A 1,233-nucleotide genomic window follows, 5' to 3' on the forward strand; every position below is an offset into this window, starting at 1 on the left:
CTAGTGCCGCGTCAGGCAACGTTCGCCCTGTTCACCACCTCTTGGAGGCGTTCGTCGGCGGCGTGCTTGTTCCGCCAGATGATGTAGCGGCGGATCATGCTGCCCTGCTCCTTGTGGCTGGCGTGGTCGGTGCCATCGAGAGCGAAGTAGCGCAGGGCGGTGAACTGGGCCTCGATCCGGTTGAGCCAGGAGCTGTTGGTCGGGGTGTAGGCGATCTCCACGTTGTTCGCCGCCGCCCAGGTCGCGACCCTTTGGCACCGCTTCGTCGTCAGGTGCGGGGAGTAGTTGTCACAGACGATCGCAATGCGCACGTCCATCGGATGCAGCGAGCGCAGGTAGCGGCAGAACTCCAGGAACTTCGACCTGTTCTTGGTCTTCTTGATGTGCCCGTAAAGCTGGTCCTTGCCGAGGTCGTAGGCAGCGAACAGGTGGCGGACCCCGTGCGGGCGAGTGTAGGTCGCCCGTCGGCGGGGTCTGGGCTCGCGGTCGGGATCCTTGTGCCGGCCGCCACGTTCGGTCCATTGCCGACCGGGGTGGGGCTGGAGGTTGAGCGGCCCGAACTCGTCCATGCAGAAGACGACTTCGGGCTCGCCTTCCTCGGGTATGACCTCGCCGTCGGCGATCGCGTAGAGATGCTCGACCCGGGCCTTCTTGGCCGCGTAGTCCGGGTCACGTGAGGTCTTCCAGGTCTTCACGCGTTGAAACGAGACGCCCTCCTCGCGGAGCAGGACCCGAAGGCCCTCATGGCTGATGTCGTCGACCACCCCCTCGGCGACCAGGAAGTCGGCCAGCTTGGCCAGGCTCCAGGTCGAAAACGGCAGGCCGTGCTCGGCCGGCTTCGACTTGGCAAGCTTCTTGATCTCCCGACGTTCCGGGAGGGTGAAGGTTCTCGGTCGGCCACCCTTGTACTTCGGGTAGAGCGCCTCGAAGCCGTCCGCGTTGAAGTTGTGCAGCACGTCCCGGACCCGGTCCGGGCTGGTGAACGTCACCTCGGCGATCTTCGCCACGGGCATGCCCTGCGCGGATAACAGCACCATCTGAGCCCGCCGCCAGGTCACCACCGAACCGGTGCCTCTGCGGATGATCCGCAGCAACCGCCTGCCCTCGTCGTCATCAATCTCCCGCACCCGCACCCGATCAGCCACGAGATCATTCTGGCCATCCAATGCCGTCCGGCGCAGCAAACCGAGCGACGCGTCGCGACAAGGCGAACGTTGCCTGATGCGGCACTAG

The 1,233-nt window shown here is 65.3% G+C and carries 1 protein-coding gene; it reads right to left on the reverse strand.

Annotation, left to right across the window (positions count from 1 at the left end; translation table 11 throughout):
* Positions 1-11: 11 nt before the first annotated feature.
* Positions 12-1,145, reverse strand: coding sequence for an IS630 family transposase (locus ACGFYQ_RS42225; protein WP_393752687.1), 1,134 nt, complete (start codon positions 1,143-1,145; stop codon positions 12-14).
* Between the last annotated feature and the right edge of the window lie 88 nt (positions 1,146-1,233).

The organism is Streptomyces sp. NPDC048258 (assembly GCF_043201995.1).
GTDB lineage: Bacteria > Actinomycetota > Actinomycetes > Streptomycetales > Streptomycetaceae > Streptomyces.